Origin of the sequence: Streptomyces sp. ASQP_92, from assembly GCF_025399895.1 — a bacterium.
Classification (GTDB): Bacteria; Actinomycetota; Actinomycetes; order Streptomycetales; family Streptomycetaceae; genus Streptomyces.
The window spans coordinates 18,367-43,907 of sequence record NZ_JAODUA010000017.1; the positions used below are offsets into that span (position 1 = coordinate 18,367).

The window sequence follows — 25,541 nt, forward strand, 5'->3', positions numbered from 1 at the left end:
CCGCCCTCCGTTCGGCTTCCGTCAGCCTACGTCGCCGTCCGGCCCGTCGAGCAGTCCGGCATCGTGCACCAACAGGGCGATCTGCACACGGTTGTTGAGGCCCAGCTTGGCGAGGACGCGGGACACGTGGGTCTTCACGGTGGGCACGCTCAGATACAGCCGGGCGGAGATCTCGGCGTTGGAGTGGCCGCGCCCCACGGCGACGGCGACCTCGCGTTCGCGCTCGGCGAGCAGCGCGACACGCTCGCGGGCGCGGGCCGCACGATCGCGGGGTGCGGCCGCGCCACCGGACACCTGGGTCATCAACTGCCGCATGACGGCCGGGGAGAGGACCGGATCGCCCTGGGCCACCCGGCGTACGGAGGCGACGATCTCGGCGGGCGGGGTGTCCTTGAGGACGAAGCCGGCGGCTCCGGCCCGCAGCGCCCGCAGCACCTGCTCGTCGGCGTGGAAGGTGGTCAGGACGATCACCTCGGGCGCGTCGGGGCGGGCGCGCAGCGTCTCGGTGGCGGTGAGGCCGTCGACGTGCGGCATCCGGATGTCCATGAGGACGACGTCCGGGCGGAGCTCCAGGGCCAGTTGTGCGACGCCCGAGCCGTCGGCCGCCTCACCGACGATCTCGATGTCGTCGGCGCCGCCGAGCATGAAGGTGAGTCCGGCGCGGACCAGGGGGTCGTCGTCGACGATGAGCAGGCGGATGGTCATGCGGGCCACGGTAGCCAGGCCAGCACCGTGAAGGAGCCGTCGGGACCGGGCCCGTGGCTGAGCCGCCCGCCGGCCAGGGTGGCGCGTTCGGTGAGGCCGATGAGGCCCTGCCCGGATCCGGGCACCTCGGGCACCGGGCCCGGGGGCGGGGCGTTGCGGACCTCCAGGGTGAGCCCCTCGCCGGGGCGGCCGGTCACGGTGACGGTGACCTCGGCGCCGGGCGCGTGCTTACGGGCGTTGGTGAGGGCTTCCTGGGCGATGCGGTAGGCGTTGCGTCCGGTGGCGGAGGGGACGCCGGTCGCGTCCGGGACGCGGTGGTCGAGGGCCACCTTCATGCCGGCCTCGCGGGATTCGGCGACGAGCGCCTCGAGGGTGGCGAGAGTGGGCTGGGGCCGGTCGTCGGCGCCCTCGCCGGGGCTGCGCAGCACGCCGATGATCTGCCGCAGGTCCTGGAGCGCCTCGTGCGCGCTGTCCCGGATGACCCCGGCGGCGCGGGCGACCTGGGCCGGTGGCGCGTCGGGGCGGAATTCGAGGGCGCCCGCGTGCACCGAGAGCAGGGTGAGCCGGTGGGCGAGCACGTCGTGCATCTCGCGGGCGATGGCCTCGCGGGCGAGCCGCTGTGCGTTGTCGGCCCGCAGCGCCGCCTCGGCCTCGGCACGGGCGGCCCGCTCGCGCAGCGCTACGACGAGCTGGCGCCGGGAGCGTACGAGCATGCCCCAGCCGATGGCCAGCAGGATCAGCACGGTGCCCGCGACGGCGTTGGTGAGCCAGCTCGTGGTCGGGTCGGGGCGCAGAAGGGGCTGGAAGACCGAGCTGACCACGGCGCCGACGCCGACCGCGAGCACGACGGGCTTGAAGGGCCGGTGCACGGCGAGGCTGAACAGGGCGACCAGGAACGCCCCCGAGGCGACCGGCGCGACCAGTGACACCGCGGCGAGCGCCGCCGCGAGCGCGGCCGGGTGCCGGCGCCGCAGCCACACCGCGCAACAGGCGGCGGCGCCCACCATCTGGTCGACGAGCAGCAGGGTGTCGGAGTAGCCCGGCGTCTTGTCGAGGGCGTCGGCGGTGAGCATGCCGATCAGAGCGGCGGCGAGGAAGGCGCAGATGTCGACGACCCAGTCGCGTACGGTGCGCCGGGGCCTCGCCCGGTCGCCGGGCAGCTCGGGGTCGGCCACCGCCGAGGGCAGCAGCCAGCGGAACTCGGGTCCGGCACGTGTCATGTCGGCAAAGTTACGCAGCCCGCGGGCTCCGCGGCACGCGCCGGACACGGCTCGCTACCAAAGTCGCGGCGGCGAAGACTTTGGACGCGGTGAGGGTGTTCCGACGGCCGACGCGGCGCCGGGCCCGGTCGGCCCAGGGTGGGGACATGAAGAAATTCCTGGAGGTCACCGGGTGGCTGCTGCTGCTTCAAGGCGTCGGCGGGCTGCTGCACACATGGACCGGGTGGTTCGAACGGTGGGCGTTGGTGTACCGCGTCGGCCTACTGGAGGGCCATGAGATCTTCGCGAGCATCGTGCTCGCGGTGGCGGGCGCGGCGGTGCTCATCGCCTCGGATCGGGTCGCGTCGGTGCTCGGCGCACCGGAGCGGGGCGGGGGCACCTCGTCAGGCCGCGGCCCGACGCCCCCAGGCGGTGCCCGCGAGGACCAGGACGGCGCCCAATAGGCCGAGCGCGCCCAGGCGTTCACCGCCGAGCGCGATACCGACGGCCGCGGCCCACAGGGGTTCGGTGCCGAGCAGCAGGCTGACCCGCGAGGCAGAGGTGCGGCGGACCGCCCACAGCTGCACGAAGAACGCGAACAGGGTGCACAGGACGGACAGGAACAGCAGTCCGGCCCAGGCGCGGACGCCGAAGCCCGCGGCCGCCGTCCAGGGCGCCCCGCCCGTGCCGGGCACCGCGGTCAGCAGCGCGAACACGGCGACGGCGCCGCCGAGTTGGACGGTGGTCAGGGACAGCGGGTCGGCGCCTTCGACGGCCTTGACGCGGGCCATGACCAGGACGTGCACGGTACGGGCGACGGCGGCGAGCAGCATCAGGAGGTCGCCCGCCGAGGGAGTGGTGAAGCCGCCGCCCTGGGTCAGCAGGACGACGCCCGTCACGGAGAGGACGGCCGCACCGAGCACGACGCGCGGCGGCCTGACGGGGGCCGCCCGTGATCCGGTGGGGCCGAGGGTGCGGGGCCGGGCGAGGGCGGTCTCGGCGAGCGGGGTGAAGACCATGGTGAGGCTGATGATGAGCCCGGCGTTGGTGGCCGAGGTGTGCACCACCCCGTAGGTCTCCAGGAGGAAGATCGTCCCGAGGACGAGGCCGAGCAGTCCCCCGCCGCGCCACTGGGCGGCGGTCAGGGCGCGCAGCCCGCGCCATCGGACGGCGGCCAGGACCGGCACGACGAGCCCGAAGCGCAGCACCAGGACGGCGATCACGGTGTCCGCGGTGGTGATGTCCTTCGCGGCGAGGTAGGAGGCGCCCCAGACCACGGCCACCAGCAGGACCGGCAGGTCGGTGAGCCAGGCGCGGCGCGGGGCGAGACCGGCGGAGGGTACGGCGAGCGACGACACGGGCCCGGTCTCCAGACGACGGGGGGTGTGGAGACGTCGGCGGCTCGCACGGGAACGATCACCGTACCGATGCGTTGTCGGCCCGGGAAGAACCGTCCCGATCCGTGGGCGGCGCGGGCCGGCCGGCGCGGGTTGTTCCGTGCGCGGGCGGGCCGGGACCGGCCGGCGGTGTCACCCCGCGTGGGTCGAGAAGAGCCCGCCCGTGGGCCCCTGCTTGTCGCCGCCCTGCGCCTTCTTCAGGGCGTTGGCCAGGCCTTCGATGGTGAGGGACTGAAGGATGACGCGTCCGTTGCCCTCCAGGGTGGCGAGCGAGAGGCCCTCGCCGCCGAAGACCGCGTTCATCAGGCCCTGGCGGTTGAGGCCGCCGATGCGCTGCACCCCGTACTGGATGCCCTCCTCGAAGGCGACGATGCAGCCGGTGTCGACCTCGATGCGGCCGCCGAAGTCGGCCGGGTTGAGGTCGATGAAGTTGCCCGCACCGCAGATGATCACGGTGCCGGTGCCGGTGAACTTCTCCAGGATGAAGCCCTCGCCGCCGCTCATGCCGCTGCGGCCGCCCTGGAAGGCGATGCCGAAGTCGACGGTGGACTCGGCGGCGACGAAGGCGTCCTTCTCCGCGAACCAGGCCCGGTTTCCGGTGAGTTCGAGGGCGCGCATCTCGCCGGGCAGCACCCCCGCGAAACCGACCGTGCCCTCGCCGCCGGTGGAGGTGAAGTACTGGAAGGCGAGCGATTCGCCGGCCAGCGCGCGCTGGCCGACCTGCATCGCGGTGCCCATGGCCTGGCGCAGCATGCCGCCCATGCCCCCGCCGCCCTGGCCCTGCTGGTCGCTCGCGCCCCGGCCCGGGCCCGAGAGCCGCGTCTCCATGGACACGTTGGCGGTCTTGAAGAGGAACTTGCCGGCCTCGCAGTAGACGGTCTGGCCGGGGGTGAGGTTCACGACGGCCATCTGCATGGCGTTGCCGACGATCTCTTGCCGAAGGGTCACGGCCGGTCTCCTGACGCGTGGGGGTGCTTGCCGGGGTCAAGGTACGACACGGAGTGCCATATTCCGGTACTCGCCCCCTCGGGGCTCGGTGTCCGATGTCCGCCGGTGATACGCCCTCGGGACGGCTTTGCTTGAACTCGCAACCACAGCGCCCCAGAGGGGCACGACTCGGAAAGAGGAGCATCGCCATGGACTCGCTCAACGGCAGGAAGGCCCTGGTCACAGGGGGCAGCCGCGGCATAGGCGCGGCCACCGCGCTGCGGCTCGCCCAGGAGGGCGCCGATGTCGCCGTCACCTACACGCGGGGGGAGGACGCGGCCCGCGAGGTCGTCGCGAAGATCGAGGCGATGGGACGCCGCGGGCTGGCGCTGCGCGCGGACCTGGCGGACCCGGCCGCCGCGGGCGCCTCGGTCGCGGGGGCGGCCGAGGCCCTCGGAGGCCTGGACATCCTGGTCAACAACGCGGGCGTGGGGGTGCTCGCCCCGCTCGACGAGCTCACCGCGGACGATGTGGACCGGGTGCTCTCGGTGAACGTGCGCGGCGCCTTCCTCACCGCCCAGGCAGCGGCGGCCCGCATGGAGCGGGGCGGCCGGATCATCACGATCGGCTCCTGCATCGCGCAGCGGGTGCCCGGCCCCGGCGGCACGCTGTACGCGCTGAGCAAGTCGGCCCTCATCGGGCTGACGAAGGCGCTGGCGCGCGAGCTCGGGGAGCGGGGCATCAACGCCACGCTCATCCACCCCGGGCCCATCGACACCGACATGAACCCGGGGGACGGCCCCACCGCGGCGGGCCAGAGCGCGATGACCGCGCTCGGGCGGTACGGGTCGGCCGGCGAGGTCGCGTCGATGGTGGCGTATCTGGCGAGTGAGGACGCCGCGTATGTGACCGGCGCGGAGTTCGCCGTGGACGGCGGTTTCGCGGCCTAGCGCGACGCGTGGGAGCGCGAGGCACCCCGGTGCTGTCGGGTCGGGGTGCCTCGCGCGGCGGGCGGGTGTCGTGCCGCCCTGCTGTGGGGGGAACGGAGCGCTCGGGCGCCCGGTTCCCGCGGTGGAGCGGCCGGAGCCGCCCGGTTCCCGGTGCCTGGCGGTCAGCCGCCCAGTTCCTGGTGGCGGGCGGTCAGGCGTGCCGCGCCCTCGGCCGTCAGGGAGCCGAACAGGCGCAGCCGCGAGATGCCGCCGTCGGGGAAGATGTCGATCCGTACGTGGGTGCCCACGGCGGGGGCGTCCAGGACGAAGCGGTGGTTGGTGTCGGGTTGCAGTCGCGTGCGCGGCAGCACCTCGCTCCACTGGCCCGACTCGCCGTCGCGGACCGAAAGCGCCGCCCAGCCCGCCGAGTTGCCCTTGAGGTACGCCGTGTCGATCTCGACCGCGCGTATCTCGGACTGCCCGGCCAGCTGGTAGCGGATCCAGTCGTTGCCCTTGTCGCGGCGGCGCCGGGTCTCCCAGCCGTCGTCCATCTTGCGGGAGCGGCCCGGCTGGATGGTGTTGGTGGCGGGGGAGTAGAAGCGGTCGGAGGCGTCCTCGACCTGGCCGCCGTTCTCCAGGGCCGCGAGGTCGAAGGTGCCGAGCGCGGTCAGCCAGCGCGGGTCGGGGGCGACCTCGCCGTACACGCGAAGGCGGGCCACGCCGCCGTCCGGGTGCTGGTTGAGCCGCAGATGCGTGAAGCGCTGCTCCACGTCCACCGTGAAGCCGTTGGCCGCGTGGCCGCCAACCGCCGTACGGGGTACGAGAGTTGTCCACTTCACGTCCGGGGCGAGCAGCTCCTGCGGGGAGGGGGAGCCGGGCACCGAGGTGGCCTCGACCGAGACGGCCTGCGGGTAGTTGCCGCGGAAGTGGGCGGTGTCGACGACGATGCCGCGCACCACGCCGGGCGCGCCCAGGCGGATGAGCGCCCAGTCGTGGTCCTCGTCGGTGGGGTGCGGCTGGGCGGCCGAGACGCCGCGGCGCCGCCGGGTCTCCCAGCCGTCCATGATCTTGCCCTTGTGCCCGAAGTGCTCGGGGTCGAACTCGGCGGGCTCGGGCTTGAGCAGGTTCTCGCGCTCGGCGAAGAACTCGTCGTTCGCGGCGATCACCCCCGCACCCAGGCGCCGGTCGGCGAGGTCGACGTACTGGGTGAAGGAGAAGTCCGCGCTGCGGTAGTCCGCGTACGGGTCGCCGCCGCCGAACGGGCTGGCGTCACCGGTGAAGGAGGGCAGGGTGCTCACGGTGTCAGTTGTTCCTTTCGAGCAGGCGGCCGGTGGGCTCGGCGATGACGCCGTCGTGCTGGATGCGCTCGCCGCGCAGCCACGTCGACTTGACGACACCGTGCAGCGTCTTGCCCGCGTAGGCGGTGACGCGGTTGCGGTGCTGGAGTTCGGCCGGGTCCACGGTGAAGGTCTCGTCGGGGGCGAGGACCGCGAAGTCGGCGTCGCGGCCGGCCTCGATGGCGCCCTTCTGGGTGAGCCCGACGAGGTTCGCGGTCGCGGTCGACATCCAGCGGACCACGTCCTCGAGACAGTGGCCGCGCTTGCGGGCCTCGGTCCAGACGGCGGGCAGGCTGAGCTGGAGACCGGAGATGCCGCCCCAGGCGGTCGCGAAGTCGTCGGTCTTGAGGTCGATGGTGGACGGCGAGTGGTCGGTGACGACGCAGTCGATGGTGCCGTCGGCGAGCGCCGCCCACAGCAGGTCCTGGTTGGCGGCCTCACGGATGGGCGGGCAGCACTTGAACTCGCTTGCCCCGTCCGGGACTTCCTCGGCGGTCAGGGTGAGGTAGTGCGGGCAGGTCTCGACGGTCAGGCGTACGCCCTCGCGCTTGGCGGCGGCGATCACGGGCAGCGCGTCCGAGGAGGACAGGTGCAGGATGTGCACCCGGGCGCCGATGCGCTTGGCGGCGGCGATGAGGCCCTCGATCGCGGTGTTCTCCGAGACGCGCGGCCGGGTCGCCAGGTAGTCGGCGTACTTGGGGCCGGTCAGGTGCGGGGCCGCGTCCAGCTCGTGCGGGTCCTCGGCGTGGATGATCATCAGCCCGTCGAACCCGGCGATCTCGGCCAGTGAGCGCTCCAGTTGCTGGGAGTCCAGCTCGGGGAACTCCTCGACGCCCGACGGCGAGAGGAACGCCTTGAAGCCGAAGACCCCGGCCTCGTGCAGCGGCGCCAGGTCCTTGACGTTGTCGGGCAGCGCGCCGCCCCAGAAGCCGGTGTCGATGTGCGCCTTGCTCGCCGCGACCTCCCGCTTGATCCGCAGGTTCTCGACCGTGGTGGTCGGCGGCAGCGAGTTGAGCGGCATGTCGACGAGGGTGGTGATGCCTCCGGCGGCGGCCGCGCGGGTGGCGGTCCAAAAGCCCTCCCACTCGGTGCGGCCGGGGTCGTTCACATGCACATGGGTGTCGACGATGCCGGGCAGCAGCACGTCGTCGCCGAGGTCCTCCAGGCGGGCACCGGCCGGGACCTCGGCCTCGTACGGCAGTACGGCCGCGATCTTCCCGTCGGCGACGGCGACCGTCGCCGGGCGCGTCCCCTCGGGGGTGATGACGCGCGTCGAGCGCAGTACCAGGTTGACCTCGGACACCCGAGCCCTCACTTCCCAGCGAAATCTTTTCCGTACACCGAAATTCAACGATCTGTTGAAGGAGTTTGCGCGTCGGCCGGCGAAACCGTCAAGGGTCCCCGTGGAGTGAGGGCCGACACGGACGCGAGTCTTGGAGGTTTCCACAGAATGGAATTAGGATTTCGCCAAGCAGAATGTAGTTATCGCCACGGGGCGCCCCCGGCGAACGGACAAACCCGCTCTGACCGGCAAGGACACCGCACCTGTCCAGGGTAGGACGGACAACCGCCCGATAGTCTGCTGCTTCGCCTGCCAGCATCGAAAGGAACGCGCCGTGCCGACGTCAAGCGCCAGCACCACCGACGCCTCCAAGTCCTCCTCCGCCGGCGGAGGCGTCCAGTCACTTGAGCGCGCCTTCGATCTCCTGGAGCGGATGGCCGACGCGGGAGGCGAGGTCGGCCTCAGCGAGCTCTCCGCGAGCAGCGGCCTCCCCCTTCCGACCATCCACCGCCTGATGCGGACGCTCGTGGCCTGTGGCTACGTCCGCCAGCAGGCCAACCGGCGCTATGCGCTCGGCCCCCGTCTGATCCGGCTCGGCGAGTCGGCGGCCCGGCTCCTTGGCACCTGGGCGCGGCCGTATCTGACCCGCCTGGTCGAGGAGACCGGCGAGACCGCGAACATGGCGCTCCTCGACGGCGACGAGATCGTGTACGTGGCGCAGGTGCCGTCCAAGCACTCCATGCGGATGTTCACCGAGGTCGGCCGCCGGGTGCTGCCGCACTCCACGGGCGTGGGCAAGGCGCTGCTCGCGCACACCCCGCCGGAGGAGGTCCGCGCGCTGCTGGCCCGCACCGGCATGCCGGCCGCGACGGAGAAGACGATCACCACGGCGGACGGTTTCCTCGACGCGCTGGAGCAGGTGCGGCGCGCCGGGTACGCGGTCGACGACAACGAGCAGGAGATAGGGGTCCGCTGCCTCGCGGTGTCGGTGCCCAACTCCCCCACCGCGGCGGCCATTTCGATCTCGGGACCGGCCGGCCGGGTCACCGAGGCGGCCACCGACCGGATCGTCCCGATCCTCCAGGGCATCGCCCAGGAGCTCTCGACGGCGCTCGCCAACACGGGCGCCCAGACCTGATCCGGGGGCGGGCCGCGCCGCCCGCCGTCCCGGCACCCGAAAACCCCGGAGGTGTACGCCACCGCCGGGGTTTCGTGTGTCGGACGCTTGGCGGCCCCGGGCCCGTGTGTCGGGGCCCGGCGGCCCGGTGACTCAGCCCGTCGCCGCGCGTGCCGTGCTCAGACGTCCGTCGGTCATGGTCACCACGGCGTCCATCCGCTCCAGATGGGCGCGGTCGTGGGTGACCAGGACGGTGGCCGTGCCGCGGTCGCGGGTGAGGGTGAGCAGCAGGTCGAGTATGGCGGCGCCCCGCTCGTGGTCGAGGGCGCTGGTGGGCTCGTCGACCAGGAGCACGGCGGGCTCGTTCATCAGGGCGCGGGCGATGTTGACCCGCTGGCGCTGACCCCCGGAGAGCTGGTGGGGGCGGCGGTGGGCCTGGTCCGCGAGGCCTACGGCGGCCAGGAGTTCCAGGGCGTGCGCCTGGGCCGCGCGGGGCCGGCGGCCCGCGAGGTGGGCCATCACCTGGAGCTGCTCGGCGGCGGTGAGCGAGGGCAGCAGGTTGGGCTGCTGGAAGACGATGCCGAGCCGGGTGCGGCGCAGCGCCGCCTTCTCGGCGGGTCCGAGGTCCGCCGTGTCGGTCCCGGCCACCACCACGCGGCCGCTGTCCGGGGTCACCAGGGTCGCGGCGACCGCGAGCAGGCTGGACTTGCCGGAGCCCGAGGGGCCGACGCAGGCCGTCACCGTACCGGCGTCGACCGCGAGGCAGACCCCGTCGAGGGCGGTGAGGCGGCCCTCGCCGTCGGGGTAGGTCAGGGTGATGTCGTCGAGGAGGAGGGTGGAGGCGGTCATCGGGCACTCCCGAGCGCGGTCAGCGGGTCGACGGCGGTGATGCGCCGGATGGACAGGGCGGCGCCGATCACGCCGAGCACGACGAGGACCGCGGCCGGCCCGAGCGTCGTGGAGGGATCGAGCACGAAGGGCACCGCGCCGCCGATGAGGGCCCCGGCCAGCGAGGCGAGCCCGGTGCCGAGCAGGGTGCCCAGCGTGAGCATCACGACCGCCTGCCCGAGCGCGTCCTTCAGGAGGTAGGGCGTCGAGGCGCCGAGCGCCTTCAGTACGGCGATGTCGCCGCTGCGCTGGATCGTCCACACCGTGAAGAACGCGCCGACCACCAGCGCCGAGATGGCGAAGAGGAAGCCGCGCATCAGCTGGAGCGAACCGTTCTCGGCCTGGTAGGAGGGCAGCGCCGACAGGGCGTCCGAGAGCGTCAGGCTCCGCGTGGCGAGCCGTCGGTCGGTGGCGGCGAGGTCCGCGCCGGCGTCGAGGGTGAGCGCGACCACGGTGGCGGGCGCGTCGTCGGCGAGCGCCGTCCACACCACGGGGGTGTGGCTGTAGGAGTCCGCGCCCGCCACCGCCGTCACACGCAGCGGGTGACCGCCCAGCGTCAGGGTGTCGCCCGCCCTGGCGTCCAGGTCCTCGGCCGCGCCCCGGGACAGGACGACGGATCCGGCACGGATCGTCGAGGGGGCGAGGTCCGAGCCGGCCGGGACCGCGAACGCGGACACCGCGGCCGTGCGCCCGCCCGCCTTGGCGTTGAGCGTGGACACCCCGAGCGGCTGGGCCTCGCGCACCCCGGGCGCCCGCTGCCACTGGCGCCAAGTGGCGCTCGGGACAACGGAGTTGGTGAACGACACCGACTGTCCCGAGGGCGGTGCGGCGAAGGCCAGCCGGTCGGCGGGCAGCGCGCTCACGGCCGAGGTGTTGTCCCTGGCCAGCCCGGCGGTGAGCCCGGAAAGCAGCCCCACCAGCAGGGTGATGAGCACCACGACCGTACCCATCAGCGCGAACCGGCCCTTGGCGAACCGGAGGTCTCTCCATGCGACGAACATGGGTGCAAGCCTGGCGAGGCGGGGGCCGCCCGCGCATCGCGCGCGGGCATGCGCCGCCGCATCGAAGGGTGCAGCCGCACATCAAACTTTCGGTTGACCGGGGTCGCCCACCCGGCCCGTACGCTGGAAGCCCATGGATTCCGCCCGGCCCCCCACCCCCGTCACCGCCCTGCTGCGCCTGTGTCTGCACGCGCTGCTCGGCGGGCTGCTCGCGCTGGCCGCGGTGCGGGCCGCCGGCGACGGCGCGGCGCGCGCCGGGGCGGTCGTGGCGCTGGCCGTCCTCATGGCCGCGGTGTACGCGGGGGGCGTGGCGCTGAGCGCGGTGCGGCCGCGCACCCCGGCGGCCGCCCTCTGGCTGGGGGCGCTCGGCGCCATCTGGCTGGCGCTGCTCGTGGTCTCCTCCGACGCGCTGTGGGCCGCCTTCCCCCTCTACTTCCTGCTGCTCCACCTGCTCACGCTGCGCTGGGCGCTGCCCGCCGTCGCGGGTACGGCCGGCGCGGCCATCGCGAGTTTCGTGCTGCACGGGCAGCGGGTCACGCCGGGCGCGTTCATAGGGCCGCTGCTCGGCGCGGCGGTCGCGGTGGCGACCGTGCTCGGCTACGACGCGCTGTACCGGGAGAGCGAGCGGCGCCGTGAGCTCATCGACGAGCTGGTGACGACGCGGGCCGAGCTCGCCGAGGCCGAGCGGACGGCCGGGACGCTCGCCGAGCGCGAGCGGCTCGCCCGCGAGATCCACGACACCCTCGCCCAGGGCCTCTCCTCGATCCAGTTGCTGCTGCGCGCCGCCGAGCGCGCGCTGCCCGCCGGCGATCCGGCCCGCGTCCACGTGGAGCAGGCGAGGCGCGCCGCCCAGGACAACCTCGCCGAGGCCCGCCGCTTCGTGAAGGCCCTCACCCCGCCCGACCTGGAACACGGCTCGCTGTCGGGCACCCTGGAGCGTCTGTGCGCGGCGGCACCGGGCCCCGTCGTGCAGTTCGGCGTGAGCGGCACCCCGGTCGAGCTGCCCACGCCCTACGAGGTGGCGCTGCTGCGCATCGCGCAGTCGGCGCTCGCCAATACGGTGCAGCACGCGGCGGCCGGCCGGGCCGAGATCACCCTCAGCTTCATGGACACCTCGGTCGCCCTGGACGTCGTCGACGACGGACGCGGCTTCGACCCGGCCGGGCAACGGCCGAAGGAGACCAGCGGCTTCGGCCTTCGCGCGATGCGTTCGCGGGCCACCTCGCTCGGCGGCACGCTGAGCGTGGAGTCGGCGCCCGGCCAGGGCACGGCCGTCGCCATCACGCTGCCGCTGCCCGTGGCGGGTGCCCGGTGAACGCGGCGCCGATCCGGCTGCTGCTCGCCGACGACCACCCGATCGTGCGGGCCGGACTGCGCGCGGTCCTCGACACCGAGCCCGACTTCGCGGTGACCGGGGAGGCCGCGACCGCCGAGCGCGCGGTGGAGCTGGCCGCCCCGGGCGCGTACGACGTGGTCCTGATGGACCTCCAGTTCGGGTCCGGGATGCACGGCGCTGAGGCGACCGCGGCGATCACGGCGCGGCCGGGAGCGCCCCGGGTCCTGGTCCTGACGACGTACGACACGGACGCGGACATCCTCGCGGCGGTGGAGGCCGGCGCGGCCGGCTATCTGCTCAAGGACGCCCCGCCCGAGGAGCTGGCGGCGGCGGTACGCACCGCGGCCTCGGGCCAGTCGGCGCTCGCCCCGGCCGTCGCGCACCGGCTGATGGACCGGATGCGCACCCCGGCCGAGGCGTTGACGCGGCGCGAGCTGGAGGTGCTCCAGCTCGTCGGTGACGGGCTCTCCAACCAGCGGATCAGCAAGGAGTTGTTCCTGAGCCAGGCCACCGTCAAGTCCCACCTGGTGCACATCTACGCCAAGTTGGGGGTCGACTCGCGCACGGCGGCGGTCGCCGCCGCGAGCGCGCGCCGTCTGATCCGCCACCCCGGCTGAGCCCGCCCGAGAGGACGTCACGCCCGCCCGGCCGGCCCCCGGCCGCCCCGGCGTGCCGCGGGGCGGACCCTTCGTTCAGCGTGTGCGCTCCTTGCGCTGCCGCCGGGCGCGGAGCCAGAAGAGCGTGAGTCCGCGCGGGGACTGCTCGCGCCGGCGCTGCATCTCCCGCTCGAACCGGTCCGTGACCATCACATCGCGTTCCATGACAACTCCCCCATCTCGACTGCCACTTGGCCACTTCTTCCGGGCCAATGTGCTGACAGGACGGAAGTCTGTACGCTGATTGGCCTGGACGGCATGGCCAATTCCCGGAGGTTGGTATGGCAGGTATGCGAGTGGTCCGGTCCGTGGACACCGTGAGCGCCACCGCGCGGACGCTCGGCAGCCGCCAGCTCGCGGGGCAGGTCACCGCTCTGACGGGCCCCCACCCCGGCTATCGCGCCCTCGCCCAGGGGGTGCGCACCCTGCTGCTCGACGGCCGCATCCCGCTGCACACCCGACTGCCAGCCGAGCGGGAGCTGGCCACCGCCCTGGAGGTCAGCCGGGCCACCATCACGGCCGCCTACGACCTCCTGCGCGACGGCGGGCACGCGCTGAGCCGGCGCGGCTCGGGCACCTGGACCACGCTCCCCGAGGGCACGGCGCCGGCGAGTGTGGCCCGCTACCAGGCGCCCGACGGCGTCATCGACCTCGCGATGGCCGCGCCGAGCGCCCCGGCCGCGGAGCTGGCGGCCGCGTTCGAGCTGGCCGGCCCGGAACTGGCCTGCCACGCCGCCACCAACGGCTACCACCCGCTCGGCCTGCCGGAGCTGCGTGCCGCCGTCGCCGAGCGCTACACCCGGCGCGGTCTCCCCACGCTGCCGGAGCAGATCCTGATCACCACGGGCGCCCAGTCCGCCGTCTCCCTGGTGGTGAACCTCCTTGGCCGCCCCGGCGACCGGGCGCTCGTCGAGAGCCCCTCGTACCCCAACGCCCTGGACGCGGTGCGCCACGCCGGCCTGCGGATTACGCCCGTACCGGTGACCGAGGACGGCTGGGACATCGAGCTCCTGGAATGCACCCTGCGCCAGACCGCGCCGCGCCTGGCCTATCTCATCCCCGACTTCCAGAATCCGACCGGCGCGCTGATGAGCACCGAGCAGCGGTCCCGGCTGCTGCGGGCGGTCCGGGCCACCGGCACCTGGCTGCTCATCGACGAGACCATGGCCGAGATGTCACTTCAGGGCCCGGCCCCGGCGCCGTTCGTGTCCCTCGCCCACCAGGGCGAGTCGGAGCAGATCGTGACGGTCGGCTCGCTCAGCAAGACCCACTGGGGCGGCCTGCGCATCGGCTGGGTGCGGGCGGGCTCCCGGCTCGTCCATGAGCTGGCCGCGCTGCGCATCCACGTGGATCTGGCGCCCTCGCTCGTCGACCAGGTACTGGCCAAGACGCTGCTGCCGGGCATGGACGACGTACTGAGCAGGCGGCTGCCGCTGCTGCGCGAGCGGCGCGACGCGCTGGCCGACTCGCTGAGCCGCCATCTGCCGGAGTGGCACTGGCAGTCCCCGGCCGGCGGGCTCAGCCTCTGGGTCGACCTCGGCCGCCCGATCGCGGGCGCGCTCGCCCAGGCGGCGCTGGCCCACGGGGTGAACCTCCAACCGGGCTCCCGCTTCGCCGCCGACCCCGGCACCCATGAGCACCGGCTGCGCCTCCCCTACGTCCACGAGCCGGAGGTGGCGGACGAGGCGGTGCGGCGGCTGGCCGCGACCCTGGACGCGGGCCTGCCCGCCGTCACGGGCACGGCCGGACAGAACCGCCCGCACTGGGTGGCGTGAACTCCCTTGCGCATCAGGGGAGTTCACCCGCGCGGGCTCCGGCCCGTCGATCAGTACCGAGCCGGCGGACCGCCGAATAACTCGACCGCCTTGCGCACGTCCGTCACCGCGGCCGCCAGCGCGCTGACGGAGCCGATCGAGCCCGCGATCAGCAGCAGCGAGCGGCGCAGCCGCGGCACCTCGGGGATGCCACTGAGGGCCATCGCGTCCAGCGCCGCCAGCTCGTCCTCGGCGACGGCCCGGTCGGGAAACTCCGCCGGATGACCGGCCAGCTCACGGCGCAGCCGGGAGACTGCCGTCCGCAGTTCGCTCACTCTGGGGTCCTCGCCACTGCTGGTCACGGCCCTCTGCTCCACGCCTCGCAACAAAAGTCCTCCCCCAACGCACGTCCTTGTGCAGGTGTTCTCAGCCCCGCAGCAAAGGTCAACTGCCGGGATGCGCGGGTCAGTTAACGCCATGCAGTGTGTCGTGCGCCACTGCGTGGACGGAATTCGAACCGAGCGTTGGGTATATCTGGGGCCATGACGCAACGAACGACACACGCGGCGCAGGTCACGGGGGTGCTGCTCGCGGCGGGCGGCGGCCGCCGGCTGGGCGGCCGCCCCAAGGCCCTCCTTTCGCACCGGGGCCGCCCGCTCGTCGAGAACGCGGTCCGGGTCCTGCGCGAGGGCGGCTGCGCCACGGTGTACGTGGTGCTCGGCGCGGCAGCCGACGAGGTACGGGCCCGCGCGGACCTGGCGGGCTGCGTGCTGGTCGACAATCCGGACTGGGAGCAGGGCATGGGCTCCTCGCTGCGGGCCGGCCTGGAGGCGCTGGTCGCGTCGGAGCGGGGAGTTGGCGGCGGGGACCGGGCGGCGCTGGTCTCGCTCGTCGACCAGCCCGGCATCGGCGCCGAGGCGGTGGCCCGGGTGCTGGCCGCCCACCGTTCGGACGATTCCCTTGCGGCGGCCTCCTACGACGGCGAGCGCGGCCATCCGGTGCTGTTCGGGGCCCGGCGCTGGGCGGACATCGCGGCGGGCGCGACGGGCGACCGGGGCGCCCGTACGTACCTCAAGGCCCACGAGGGGGAGATCGAACTCATCGAGTGCGGCGACGTGGCCGAGCCCTATGACATCGACACGGAGGCGGATCTGGTCCGCCTCCAGTAGATCTGGAGTAGACAGGAAGCCGGGCCAGGGCCGCGGAAAACACGGAGTGAACGTGGTGGCACTCAGCGCCATGGTCCCTCGACCCGGAGAATCTCGACATCAACAAACCATTGAACTTCCACCATGAGGAAACTAGTATCCACTGTTCAGAAGCGCCCGTCAGATCAACCGGCGCCCACAGTCGTACCTCGGAGCCCTGGCACTGAGTGCCATGCATGGCGACCCGGCGGCCGTCAGGGCACCCCCGCGAAGGAGTGACAGCTCATGTCCGCACCAGCGCCGTCCCCGCTGGCCATCGTCGATGCCGAGCCCCTGCCGCGGCAGGAGGAGGTACTCACCGACGCGGCCCTCGCCTTCGTGGCCGAGCTGCACCGGAACTTCACGGCCCGCCGTGACGAGCTCCTCACCCGCCGCCGGGACCGCCGCGCCGAAATCGCCCGCACCTCCACGCTGGACTTCCGCCCCGAGACGGCCGAGATCCGCGCGGGCGACTGGAAGGTCGCCCCGGCCCCGGCCGCGCTGAACGACCGCCGCGTGGAGATCACCGGGCCGACCGACCGCAAGATGACCATCAACGCCCTGAACTCGGGCGCCAGGGTCTGGCTCGCCGACTTCGAGGACGCCTCGGCTCCCACCTGGGAGAACGTCGTCCTCGGCCAGCTCAACCTCATCGACGCCTATGAGCGTCGCATCGACTTCACCGACGCGAAGTCGGGCAAGTCCTACGCCCTGAAGGACGCCGACCAGCTCGCGACCGTCGTCATGCGGCCGCGCGGCTGGCACCTGGAGGAGCGCCACCTCCAGTTCGACGGCCGCCCGGTGCCGGGCGCGCTCGTCGACTTCGGCCTCTACTTCTTCCACAACGCCCAGCGCCTGATCGACCTCGGCAAGGGCCCGTACTTCTATCTCCCCAAGACGGAGTCGTACCTGGAGGCCCGCCTCTGGAACGACATCTTCGTCTTCGCCCAGGACTATGTGGGCATCCCCCAGGGCACCGTCCGCGCCACCGTCCTGATCGAGACGATCACGGCGGCGTACGAGATGGAGGAGATCCTCTTCGAGCTGAAGGACCACGCGGCCGGGCTCAACGCGGGTCGCTGGGACTACCTCTTCTCCATCGTGAAGAACTTCCGCGACGGCGGGGAGAAGTTCGTCCTGCCGGACCGCAACGCGGTCACGATGACGGCCCCGTTCATGCGCGCCTACACCGAACTGCTCGTCCGCACCTGCCACAAGCGCGGCGCGCACGCGATCGGCGGCATGGCCGCGTTCATCCCCTCGCGCCGTGACGCCGAGGTGAACAAGGTCGCCTTCGAGAAGGTCAAGGCCGACAAGGACCGCGAGGCGGGCGACGGCTTCGACGGCTCGTGGGTGGCCCACCCCGACCTGGTCCCGATCGCGATGGCCTCCTTCGACGCGGTGCTCGGCGACAAGCCGAACCAGAAGGACCGGCTGCGCGAGGACGTCTCGGTGGCGCCCGGCGACCTGATCGCCATCGACTCGCTCGACGCCAAGCCCACCTACGAGGGCCTGGTCTCCGCCGTGCAGGTCGGCATCCGCTACATCGAGGCGTGGCTGCGCGGCCTCGGCGCGGTCGCCATCTTCAACCTCATGGAGGACGCGGCCACCGCCGAGATCTCGCGCTCGCAGATCTGGCAGTGGATCAACGCGGGTGTCGTCTTCGAGCACGACGGGACGCCCCTGCGGGCCACGGCCGACCTCGCCCGCAAGGTCGCGGAAGAGGAACTCGCCGCGATCCGCGCGGAGATCGGCGAGGAGGCCTTCGCGGCCGGGAAGTGGCAGCAGGCCCACGACCTTCTGCTGAAGGTCTCCCTCGACGCCGACTACGCCGACTTCCTGACACTGCCCGCATATGAGCAACTGGTCGGCTGAGCACGGCAGTTGACCCCTGGCTCCGCCCCCGGTACCGCACAGCACCGGGGGCGGAGCCGTTGTCACGTCAAGGCCGCACCCACCGCCACGAACGCGCAGATCAGTACGGCGAGGATGGCGAGCAGCGGGGCCACGAAGCGGAGGTACTTGTTGTATCCGACCTTCGCCAGGGCCACGCCGCCGATGGTGACGGCGGTGGTCGGCACCCACAGGTTCATCCAGCCGCTGGCGGCCTGCCACGCGGTCACCACCACCGCGCGCGGGACGCCCGCGAAATCGGCGAGCGGGGCCAGGATCGGCATCGCGAGCGTCGCATGACCCGAGGTCGAGGGGATCAGGAAGGCAAGCGGCAGGTTCACCACGAAGACGATCACGGCGAACAGGGCGGACGGGGCACCCTTCACGACGCCCTCGATCGAGTGCAGCACGGTGTCCGTGATCCCCGAGTTGTTCATGATCACCGTGACACCCCGGGCGAGCACGATGACCAGGGCCGGGGAGATGAAGTCCCCCGCGCCCTGGATGACCGTGGCGCTCAGGGCGGCCTCGCCGAGCCGGGCCGCGACGCCCACGAGCACCGCCGCCACCAGGAACAGGGCCGCCAACTGCGGGAAGGACCAGCCCAGTTCCCAGCCGTACGGGGTGGCGTCGGCCCGGCCCGTCAGGGCGCTGGACCAGGGCACCACGGAGAAGATCATGAAGGCGAAGACGAGGGTGAGCAGGGTCAGGACCAGCTTGTGGGTGCGGGTCAGCTCCGGCGGCCCGCCGCCCGCGCCGGCCGCCGCCGCCTCCCCGTACTCCGCGCCGGCCGCCTCCCCGTACTCCGCGCCGGCCGCCGGCTCCCGGTCCCCCGGCAGGAAGCCGGTCAGGGATTTCGACGGGTCCCGCTGGACACGCCGCCCGTAGCGGACCACGTACAGGATCGACACCGCCGTCAGGACCAGCCACATCACGAAGCGCAGCACGATGCCGTCACCCAGGGAGATGTCGGCGGCCGACGAGGCCACGCCCGTGGCGAAGGGGTTGACCGTCGAGCACAGCACGCCGATGCCCGCGCCCACGATGATCGTGCCGGTCGCGACGAGGCGGTCGTAGCCGAGTGCCAGCATCAGCGGAACGATCAGACCGTAGAAGCCCAGGGTCTCCTCGGCGAAGCCCTCCACCGTGCCGAGTACGGAGAAGACCGTCATCACGCCCGCGATCAGCAGCGCGCCGCGCTCGCGGAGGCGGTGGGCCAGGAGGCCGATTCCCCGGTCGAGCGCCCCGGTCGCGAACACCACGGTGATGAACGCGCCGATGGCGAGCACGAAGAGGAACACCCCGGCGCTGCCGTACAGTTCGCCGGCCAGCGCGGGCCCGACCCGGCCCGACTTCGCGTCCTGGATGCCGTACAGGCCGTTCACCGGGGAGAGGAAGAGGTCGTTGAGGCGGTCCACGAAGCTCTGGCCGCTGTCGACGCGGTGGTAGGTGCCCTGGAGGGGCGCCCCGTCGGCGGTGCGGTCGTAGGCGCCGGAGGGGATGACGAACGCCAGGACCCACACGGCCAGCGTGACGATCGCGAGGATCGTCAGCGCGCTCGGGAAGCGCAGACCCGCTCCCTTGCCCGCTGCCGGTTCCTCGAACGGCGGCTCGGGCGGGGGGAGTTGAGGCGGGGGGGCTTGAGAGGGCGGGGCTTGCGACGGCGGGCCCTGAGAGGGCGGTCCCCCTCCCGCACCCTCGGGCGCGCGCCCGCCCGGCTCCGGCGGGGAGGGCGTCGTCATGTGCCGCTCCCGGCCGGGGCCGCGCGGCCCCCGGACCCGGGTCCGGAGCCGCCCGCCGTGCGGGTGAGCGGCATCTCCGGCGGACACGATGCCTCCGGATGGGCGAGCCCTGCCCCGGCCTCCCCCTCGAACCGGCGCGTCGGGCGCACCGCCGAGGAGGTGGCGGCCCACCGCTGCGGGGCCGCCGGCACCCCGTCCGGCGGCGCGTCGACTGTCGAGGGCAGGTCCTGGTCCGCGTCCATGGGACCCAATGGATCATGCCCCGCACCCCCTCGCATGTCGTACCCCGCCGGGCCACCCTCTGCGAGAATCCCGCGGGGGGCGTTCGCCGGGCCGGGCCCGGCACTCCGTACGGCCGGCGAAGTGGGGGCATGGGGGATGCGTGGAGGACGAGTCGCCGTTGTGGGCGGCAGCATCGCGGGGTGTGCTTCGGCACTGGCCGCGTACCGCGGGGGCGCGGAGGAGATCACGGTGTTCGAGCGGGCGTCGGAACAGCTCGCCGACCGCGGGGTGGGGCTCGCGATGCACAACGCCCGCTACGCCGAACTGGAGGCGCGCGCGTTCCTGGACCCGTCGATGCCCTGGCTCCAACTGAACCGGCGCTGCTGGTACGTTCGCGACGGCGCGGAGCCGATGGGCCGGCTCGTCGGGACGCTGCCGTTCCCGTTCCGCACGTACAACTGGGGCCCGCTCTGGCGTGAACTGCGCGAGCGCGTACCGGCGTCGGTGGACTTCCGGGCCGGGGCGATCGTCGAGCGCCTCGAACTCGACGGCCCCGGTGTGGAGTTGACGACGGCCGACGGAGGCGCGGAGCGATTCGACATCGTCGTGGGCGCCGACGGCTACCGCTCGACGGTCCGCGCGGCCGCCTGCCCCGAGGTGCGGCCCCAGTACGCGGGCTACCTCGCCTGGCGCGGCTCCTTCCCCGTCGAGCGGCTGCCCGACGCCGGTCGCTGGCCGGTGGAGGACTGTGTGTACGCCGTCTTCCCGGGCGGGCACGCGGTCATCTACCGCATCCCCGACGGCCGGGGCGGCCGGCGCGTCAACTGGGTGCTCTACTCGGCCCCGCCCTCCGGTCACGGCCTCCCCCTCGACTCCCCCACCTCCCTGCCGCCCGGCACCCTCACCGACGCGCTGCGCGACCGCGCCCTGGAGATCGCGGACACCCAACTGGCGCCTTTCTGGGGCCAGTTGATGCATCTCACCGAGCCGGGTGAACTCTTCGTCCAGCCGATGTACGACTTCACCGCACCCCGGTACGCGTCCGGACGCCTGGTGCTGACCGGGGACGCCGCGACGGTGGCCCGCCCGCACACCGGCGGAGGGGCCGTGAAGGCCCTCCAGGACGCCACCGCCCTGGAGTCCGCGCTGGCCTCGGCCACGAGCTGGCCCGAGGCGCTGGCCGCCTATGACGCGGAGCGCTCACCCGTCGGACGCGGCATGGTCGAGCTCGGCCGCACCCTGGGGCTCGGCCTCGTCCAGCAGACCCCCGACTGGAGCGCGATGGACCAGAACGCGCTGGACTCGCACTGGCAACAGGCGGACGGCTCGGGCACGTTCGGCGGCCGCCGGATCTCCTAGTGCCACGCCGTACCGGGGCGGTGGCGTGGTCGGGACCTCACGGGACGACCACGGTCGGCTGGGCCGAGAAGTCGCCCCAGGTGCCGTCCGGCAGCCTCGCCCGGAGCTTCACGCTGTAGCGCGTGCCGGGCGGATCGGTGACGGTGAAGGTGTACGAGGTCAGGCCTTCGGGCGACGGGACACCGGGCACGATCGTCGTCGTCGGGGCGCCGTCGAGGAAGAGCTGGTAGGCCCCGATCACCCCGCCCGTGCGCGGCGGCACCCAGCGCAGGGTGATGTCCGTGCCGCCCCCGGACGAAGCCCGGGCGGCGCCGGCCCTCAGCCGTGTGGGGGCGGTGCTGGGGGGAGCGCCGGGCGCGGCGGCCGTGGTGACGTCCACGGCGTCGCTGTCGGGTGAGGCGTTGTCGGCCGCGTCCCTGGCCCGCACGGTGAAGGTGTAGACGGTGCCGGGCCGCAGCCCGGTCAGCCGCGCCGAGGTGCCGGCGCCGCCGACGCTGTGGATCCGGGTCCCCTCCTGGTAGACGTCGTACGCCGTCACACCCACGTCGTCGACGGCGCGGCCCCAGCTCAGATTCGCGGCACCGGTGCCGTCCGCGTGGCCGGTGAGGTGCTGCGGGGCCGTCGGCGGGCGCTTGTCGTCGGGGGTCGCGGCCGGGGTGGTGACGGCGGCGGGGGCGCTGGGGGCCGAGAGGTTTCCGGCGGCGTCGCGGGCCCGCACGGTGAAGCGGTAGGAGGTCGAGGCGGTGAGCCCGCCGATGTCGATCATGCTCAGGTCGGCCGGGACCGTCTTGGCCGTGGTCCCGTCACGCAGGACCTCATAGCCGGTGACGGCCCTGTCGTCGGTGGCGGGCCGCCACATGACGTGCACGGACGTGGCGCTGCTCGCCTGGGCGGTGACGGCAGCGGGCACCGTCGGGCTGTGCCGGTCCCGGTCGTCGGCCCCGCCGCAGGCGGTGAGCAGCAGGGCGACGAGGGAGGCGGCGAGCGGGGCGCGGGGCGGGGCGAGGGCCCCGGCCGGACGGCTGGTGCGACGGCGGCGCATGACGGTCCACCCCCGGTCTTCAGGGCGCGGAGCGTGGACGCGCCCGCCCGCCACCGACAGAAAAGGTCCAGACCTGTATGCCACGCCTGACACGGACACGGCAAGAGTGCGGACCGAAGCCGGGCCCCGATGAGTTTTCGTCACGCGCCCGGTCACTCCTCCATGAGCAGCGAACCGAACGCCCACGCCCTGCCCGACCTCGGCCCCGCGGCGGCCGAACTGACCCGATTGCTCGGCGGGGTGCGCGATGACCAGTTGGGCGCCTCGACGCCCTGCCCCGCGTACGCGCTCCGGGAACTCCTGGCCCACGTCCTCGGCCTCAGCGTCGCCTTCCAGCACGCCGCGCGCAAGGAGACCGGCCCGTCCACCGCAACCGCGCCGGGAAGCGTGCCGCCGCCCGAACTGCCCGCCGACTGGCGGGAGTTGATGCCGGAGAGTCTCGCGGCGATGGCCGCCGCCTGGCGTGATCCGGCCGCCTGGGAGGGCGAAACGCAGGCGGGCGGGCTCACGCTGCCCGCGGCGGTCACCGGCCAGGTGGCCCTGGACGAGCTGGTGGTCCACGGCTGGGACGTGGCCCGGGCCACCGGCCAGGACTACCGGCCGGCCCCGGCCGACCTGGAGATCTCCTACGCCTTCCTCGCTCCCTCGAAGGACGACCCGGCCGCCCGCGGCAACGCCTTCGGGCCCCCCGTCGACGTACCGGACGGGGCTCCGATGCTGGACCGGCTCATCGGGATGAGCGGCCGGGACCCGGGGTGGAAGGCCTGACTCACCAGTGCGCGGGGCGCACCAGGGACGGCGGGAGTTTGGTCGTCGCGTCGCCCTTGGCCGCGTTGAGCTGGGCCTGGGTGAGGAAGAAGGCCTCGGTGAGATCGGCGCCGGACAGCTGTGCGTCACGGAAGTCCGCGCCGATCAGATCCGCCAGGCGCAGGTCGGCGCCGCTCAGGTCGGCGGCGATCAGGAAGGCACCCCGCAGGTTCGCGCCCCGCAGGTCGGCGCCCTTGAGCCGCGCGCCCATGAGGTCGGCGCCCCTGCGGTCCTTCTTCTTGCCCTTGAACTCGGCCCTGACCAGCTCGCTCGCCCGCAGCAGCAGCTTGTTGACCTTGTCGCGGTGGCTCGGCACGTCCAGCTCGACCAGCGCCTCGGGGGCGAGCGCGGTGAAGGCCTCGGTCTCCGCCAGGGCCGCGCGCAGCTCCCTGTGCACGGGCCGCGCCTTCGCGAGCGTGAGCGCTTCGGTGACGTACCAGAGCAGCTCGTGGAGCTGGCGCATCACCGGGAACACCTCGAACATCGAGGCCGCCGTCTCCGGCGCCGTACGCCAGTCGCGGCCCTCGAAGGTCTCCTGGGAGACCTTCTGACCGGCGCCGAAGCAGTCGTACACCGTGCAGCCCTGGAAGCCGCGCCCCCGCAGCTCCCGGTGGATTCCGCAGCGGAAGTCCTGCTGGAGGTTGGGGCAGGGCTTCCCGGCGGGCTTGTCGATCGCGAAGTCGGCGGACGCCGCGTAGGCGAGGGCGACACAGCACAGTCCGAAGCAGTTGCCGCAGTCGGAGGCGAGGGCGAGCCGGGTGGCACCCGGGGGCGGGGCGGCTGCCTCGTGGTTCTCGGGCACGGCGGGAATGCTCCTTCTCTCACACGGGTGACCTGCGGCGACGACAGCCGACCAGTCTAGCCGCCCGCCTCCGCGCTCTTCGCTACCGGCACCTTGAGCTGATTGAAGCCGTAGTACACCGCGAGCAGACCGTGCACGGCCAGGGTCAGCGGGGCGGAGACGAAGGCCAGGGCCACCGTCGCCGGGTAGACGAGGGAGCCGATCGCGAACCGGGCGCGGGTGGCGCGGGCGGCCGCACTGTCCACGCGGCCGTCGAAGAGGTGCCCGGTGCGGGTCAAGTGCCACCACAGCGCCTGGTAGTTGAGGGCCATCACCACCATGAGGCCGCTGTAGACGACGGCCGCGACGTGTGAGGCGCCGGGTTCACGCAGATATTCCGCCATCAGCGCGGCCGGCCAGGGGATCGCGACCACGGTCATCAGGAGCAGCAGGTTGAGGAACATCAGGGTGCGGTCGACGCGGGCCACATAGCTGAACAGGGTGTGGTGGTTGACCCACATGATCCCGATCACCAGGAAGCTCACCACATAGGCCGCGTAAGAGGGCCACAGGTGGCCGAGCTCCCGCCACAGGTGGTCGCCCGCGTGCGGCGGGACCTTGATCTCCAGGATGAGAAGGGTGATCGCGATGGCGAAGACGCCATCGCTGAACGCCTCCACCCGGCTGGACTCGGAACGGCTGGATTCAGTCACCCCGGCAATGAACCCCACAACTGCCCCTGGCGCAACGGGAATTAGGGCGCGGCGGCAGCAGCCGCTTCCGGCACCGGGCGCCCTGACGACAGGGCGCGCCCGATCGGCCCGGCGGGTCGACCCGAGCCCGGGGCCTCTTCAACTTCCTTGTGCCGCAGGGGTGTACGGCCACTTCCCGACAATGGTAGGAAAGTTTCCTAACAGAACATCGGAGCGACGAACTCCTTCTGGAGGTTCAGGTGCACACCCCCCACCACAAGTCCACCGCACGTCGTACCAGGATCGCCGTCCGCGCCCTGCTCGGCACCGCTCTCCTCGCGGTCCCGGTCACGGCCTACGCCGCCGAGAACCCGGCCGCCCCGGCACAGGACAATGCGTCCGTGATCAATGCCGCCGCGACCGGGCTCGACGACCCGGCGAAGAAGGACATAGCCATGCAGCTCGTCTCCAGCGCGGAGAACTCCTCGCTCGACTGGAAGGCGCAGTACAAGTACATCGAGGACATCAAGGACGGCCGCGGATACACCGCCGGCATCATCGGCTTCTGTTCGGGCACCGGCGACATGCTCGACCTGGTGAAGCTCTACACCTCCCGCAAGCCCGGCAACGTCCTCGCGAAGTACCTGCCGGCCCTGGAGAAGGTCAACGGCAGCGCCTCGCACAAGGGGCTCGACCCGAACTTCACCAAGGACTGGAAGACCGCGGCCTCCGACTCCGCCTTCAAGCAGGCCCAGAACGACGAGCGGGACCGCGTCTACTTCAACCCCGCCGTCAAGCAGGGCAAGTCCGACGGGATCGGCACGCTCGGGCAGTTCATGTACTACGACGCCATCGTGATGCACGGCGACGGAAGCGACCCGACCAGCTTCAGCTCCATCCGCAAGCGCGCCCTCGCCAAGGCCAAGCCCCCGTCGCAGGGCGGCAACGAGACGACGTACCTCAACGCCTTCCTCGATGCCCGGGTCTGGGCGATGCAGCAGGAGGAGGCGCACAGCGACACCAGCCGTGTCGACACCGAGCAGCGGGTCTTCCTGAAGAAGGGCAACCTCGACCTCGACACCCCGCTCGACTGGAAGGTGTACGGCGACCCGTACCACATCGGTTAACAGCCCCACAGAAACGGGCGGGTACGGCGCGAGGGCTGCCGTATCCGCCCGTTCCGGTCCGTACCCGGCCGTTCCGGTCCCGACGACCCGGCCACGCGGACGAGTTGTCTCATTTCGCTTTACGGAACCTTTGCGGCCCGTATTCTCTCGTTCACCAGATC

At 72.8% G+C, this 25,541-nt stretch carries 26 protein-coding genes; 11 read left to right on the forward strand and 15 right to left on the reverse strand.

What is annotated here, in order from left to right; translation table 11 throughout:
* Positions 1–21: 21 nt before the first annotated feature.
* Both N4G70_RS28440 and N4G70_RS28445 read right to left on the reverse strand, forming a co-directional pair.
* A complete protein-coding gene (locus tag N4G70_RS28440) occupies positions 22–705 on the reverse strand; it encodes a response regulator transcription factor (RefSeq protein WP_261715603.1) in 684 nt (227 codons plus the stop codon).
* Positions 702–1,925: a sensor histidine kinase gene (locus tag N4G70_RS28445; protein WP_261715604.1), complete on the reverse strand. Its 1,224-nt coding sequence runs from the start codon at positions 1,923–1,925 to the stop codon at positions 702–704. Before N4G70_RS28445 ends, N4G70_RS28440 begins: the two co-directional genes overlap by 4 nt.
* Positions 1,926–2,071: 146 nt before the next feature.
* Here N4G70_RS28445 and N4G70_RS28450 point away from each other — a divergent pair, with 146 nt between their 5' ends.
* Positions 2,072–2,368: a hypothetical protein gene (locus N4G70_RS28450; RefSeq protein ID WP_315904299.1), complete on the forward strand. Its 297-nt coding sequence runs from the start codon at positions 2,072–2,074 to the stop codon at positions 2,366–2,368.
* Here N4G70_RS28450 and N4G70_RS28455 read toward each other — a convergent pair.
* The gene (locus N4G70_RS28455) at positions 2,309–3,262 is read right to left on the reverse strand and encodes a DMT family transporter (protein WP_261715605.1); all 954 of its coding nucleotides are present in this window, start codon (positions 3,260–3,262) and stop codon (positions 2,309–2,311) included. The genes N4G70_RS28450 and N4G70_RS28455 overlap by 60 nt on opposite strands.
* Before the next feature lie 171 nt (positions 3,263–3,433).
* Positions 3,434–4,249: an AIM24 family protein gene (locus N4G70_RS28460; protein ID WP_261715606.1), complete on the reverse strand. Its 816-nt coding sequence runs from the start codon at positions 4,247–4,249 to the stop codon at positions 3,434–3,436.
* A 188-nt stretch (positions 4,250–4,437) separates the two neighbouring features.
* Here N4G70_RS28460 and N4G70_RS28465 point away from each other — a divergent pair, with 188 nt between their 5' ends.
* Positions 4,438–5,178 carry an SDR family NAD(P)-dependent oxidoreductase gene (locus N4G70_RS28465; protein WP_261715607.1) on the forward strand — a complete coding sequence of 247 codons (741 nt, stop codon included), beginning with the start codon at positions 4,438–4,440 and terminating at the stop codon, positions 5,176–5,178.
* Between the two features lie 161 nt (positions 5,179–5,339).
* On the opposite strand, the gene alc is transcribed toward N4G70_RS28465, so the two are convergent.
* Positions 5,340–6,455, reverse strand: coding sequence for an allantoicase (gene alc, locus N4G70_RS28470; protein WP_261715608.1), 1,116 nt, complete (start codon positions 6,453–6,455; stop codon positions 5,340–5,342).
* 4 nt (positions 6,456–6,459) lie between these two features.
* On the reverse strand, positions 6,460–7,797 hold the full coding sequence (gene allB / locus N4G70_RS28475; RefSeq protein WP_261715609.1) for an allantoinase AllB: 1,338 nt from the start codon (positions 7,795–7,797) through the stop codon (positions 6,460–6,462).
* Positions 7,798–8,110: 313 nt separating this feature from the next.
* On the opposite strand from allB, the gene N4G70_RS28480 reads away from it, so the two are divergent.
* Positions 8,111–8,914, forward strand: coding sequence for an IclR family transcriptional regulator (locus N4G70_RS28480; protein WP_261715610.1), 804 nt, complete (start codon positions 8,111–8,113; stop codon positions 8,912–8,914).
* 132 nt (positions 8,915–9,046) lie between these two features.
* On the opposite strand, the gene N4G70_RS28485 is transcribed toward N4G70_RS28480, so the two are convergent.
* Positions 9,047–9,742, reverse strand: coding sequence for an ABC transporter ATP-binding protein (locus tag N4G70_RS28485; RefSeq protein WP_261715611.1), 696 nt, complete (start codon positions 9,740–9,742; stop codon positions 9,047–9,049).
* Positions 9,739–10,782: an ABC transporter permease gene (locus tag N4G70_RS28490; RefSeq protein ID WP_261715612.1), complete on the reverse strand. Its 1,044-nt coding sequence runs from the start codon at positions 10,780–10,782 to the stop codon at positions 9,739–9,741. The genes N4G70_RS28485 and N4G70_RS28490 overlap by 4 nt, the downstream gene beginning before the upstream one ends.
* 133 nt (positions 10,783–10,915) lie before the next feature.
* Between N4G70_RS28490 and N4G70_RS28495 the strand changes: the two genes are divergently transcribed.
* Positions 10,916–12,097: a sensor histidine kinase gene (locus tag N4G70_RS28495; RefSeq protein ID WP_261715613.1), complete on the forward strand. Its 1,182-nt coding sequence runs from the start codon at positions 10,916–10,918 to the stop codon at positions 12,095–12,097.
* Complete coding sequence (locus N4G70_RS28500) at positions 12,094–12,735, forward strand: response regulator transcription factor (RefSeq protein ID WP_261715614.1); 642 nt, start codon at positions 12,094–12,096, stop codon at positions 12,733–12,735. The genes N4G70_RS28495 and N4G70_RS28500 overlap by 4 nt, the downstream gene beginning before the upstream one ends.
* A gap of 75 nt (positions 12,736–12,810) precedes the next feature.
* Here N4G70_RS28500 and N4G70_RS28505 read toward each other — a convergent pair whose 3' ends face one another.
* Positions 12,811–12,939 (reverse strand): hypothetical protein, encoded by a 129-nt coding sequence (locus tag N4G70_RS28505; RefSeq protein ID WP_261715615.1) that lies wholly within the window; start codon positions 12,937–12,939, stop codon positions 12,811–12,813.
* 116 nt (positions 12,940–13,055) lie between these two features.
* Between N4G70_RS28505 and N4G70_RS28510 the strand changes: the two genes are divergently transcribed.
* Positions 13,056–14,549 carry a PLP-dependent aminotransferase family protein gene (locus tag N4G70_RS28510; RefSeq protein ID WP_261715616.1) on the forward strand — a complete coding sequence of 498 codons (1,494 nt, stop codon included), beginning with the start codon at positions 13,056–13,058 and terminating at the stop codon, positions 14,547–14,549.
* A 50-nt stretch (positions 14,550–14,599) separates the two neighbouring features.
* Here N4G70_RS28510 and N4G70_RS28515 read toward each other — a convergent pair whose 3' ends face one another.
* Entirely contained in the window at positions 14,600–14,917 is a 318-nt protein-coding gene (locus N4G70_RS28515; protein ID WP_261715617.1) for a DUF5955 family protein, read from the reverse strand.
* A 153-nt stretch (positions 14,918–15,070) separates the two neighbouring features.
* On the opposite strand from N4G70_RS28515, the gene N4G70_RS28520 reads away from it, so the two are divergent.
* Positions 15,071–15,697 (forward strand): NTP transferase domain-containing protein, encoded by a 627-nt coding sequence (locus tag N4G70_RS28520; RefSeq protein WP_261715618.1) that lies wholly within the window; start codon positions 15,071–15,073, stop codon positions 15,695–15,697.
* A 264-nt stretch (positions 15,698–15,961) separates the two neighbouring features.
* On the forward strand, positions 15,962–17,590 hold the full coding sequence (gene aceB / locus N4G70_RS28525; protein ID WP_261715619.1) for a malate synthase A: 1,629 nt from the start codon (positions 15,962–15,964) through the stop codon (positions 17,588–17,590).
* A 62-nt stretch (positions 17,591–17,652) separates the two neighbouring features.
* Here the strand turns inward: aceB and N4G70_RS28530 are convergent, their stop codons facing one another.
* Positions 17,653–19,350 (reverse strand): YfcC family protein, encoded by a 1,698-nt coding sequence (locus tag N4G70_RS28530; RefSeq protein WP_261715620.1) that lies wholly within the window; start codon positions 19,348–19,350, stop codon positions 17,653–17,655.
* Positions 19,347–19,592: a hypothetical protein gene (locus N4G70_RS28535; RefSeq protein WP_261715621.1), complete on the reverse strand. Its 246-nt coding sequence runs from the start codon at positions 19,590–19,592 to the stop codon at positions 19,347–19,349. Before N4G70_RS28535 ends, N4G70_RS28530 begins: the two co-directional genes overlap by 4 nt.
* Before the next feature lie 136 nt (positions 19,593–19,728).
* Between N4G70_RS28535 and N4G70_RS28540 the strand changes: the two genes are divergently transcribed.
* Positions 19,729–20,931 (forward strand): FAD-dependent monooxygenase, encoded by a 1,203-nt coding sequence (locus N4G70_RS28540; RefSeq protein WP_261715622.1) that lies wholly within the window; start codon positions 19,729–19,731, stop codon positions 20,929–20,931.
* A gap of 37 nt (positions 20,932–20,968) precedes the next feature.
* On the opposite strand, the gene N4G70_RS28545 is transcribed toward N4G70_RS28540, so the two are convergent.
* The gene (locus N4G70_RS28545; RefSeq protein WP_261715623.1) at positions 20,969–21,973 is read right to left on the reverse strand and encodes a fibronectin type III domain-containing protein; all 1,005 of its coding nucleotides are present in this window, start codon (positions 21,971–21,973) and stop codon (positions 20,969–20,971) included.
* 162 nt (positions 21,974–22,135) lie between these two features.
* On the opposite strand from N4G70_RS28545, the gene N4G70_RS28550 reads away from it, so the two are divergent.
* On the forward strand, positions 22,136–22,741 hold the full coding sequence (locus N4G70_RS28550; protein WP_261715624.1) for a TIGR03086 family metal-binding protein: 606 nt from the start codon (positions 22,136–22,138) through the stop codon (positions 22,739–22,741).
* Position 22,742: 1 nt separating this feature from the next.
* On the opposite strand, the gene N4G70_RS28555 is transcribed toward N4G70_RS28550, so the two are convergent.
* Positions 22,743–23,582 carry a pentapeptide repeat-containing protein gene (locus N4G70_RS28555; protein ID WP_261715625.1) on the reverse strand — a complete coding sequence of 280 codons (840 nt, stop codon included), beginning with the start codon at positions 23,580–23,582 and terminating at the stop codon, positions 22,743–22,745.
* 56 nt (positions 23,583–23,638) lie between these two features.
* Positions 23,639–24,274, reverse strand: coding sequence for a TMEM175 family protein (locus tag N4G70_RS28560; protein ID WP_261715626.1), 636 nt, complete (start codon positions 24,272–24,274; stop codon positions 23,639–23,641).
* A 239-nt stretch (positions 24,275–24,513) separates the two neighbouring features.
* Between N4G70_RS28560 and N4G70_RS28565 the strand changes: the two genes are divergently transcribed.
* Entirely contained in the window at positions 24,514–25,380 is an 867-nt protein-coding gene (locus N4G70_RS28565) for a chitosanase (RefSeq protein WP_261715627.1), read from the forward strand.
* Positions 25,381–25,541: the final 161 nt, after the last annotated feature.